Raw genomic sequence first — 216 nt, 5'->3', positions numbered from 1 at the left:
ACGGCGATGATGCGAGCGCGCTTCCCGAACGAAAGCGTGCGGTTCTGAGACGCGACACCATCGGGTTTGTGTTTCAGGATTTTCAACTCATCCCCGATCTCACTGCCTGGGATAATGCTGCGCTCCCCCAAGATCATACACGAAGCCGAGATGAAGACTGGCTCGCAACGCTGTTTGAAGCACTGGGTATTTCGGATTTAGCGGACCAGTATCCCG

The 216-nt window shown here is 55.1% G+C and carries 1 pseudogene; it reads left to right on the top strand.

The window, feature by feature from the left end:
- Window positions 1-216 (top strand): annotated as a pseudogene (locus tag AUR66_RS23000) (ABC transporter ATP-binding protein); the annotation flags it as partial.

It is taken from the genome of Haloferax profundi (assembly GCF_001469865.1).
Taxonomy (GTDB): Archaea; Halobacteriota; Halobacteria; order Halobacteriales; family Haloferacaceae; genus Haloferax; species Haloferax profundi.
Note: the sequence above shows the minus strand (reverse complement) of the source record. Positions and strands in the feature narration are given on the sequence as shown.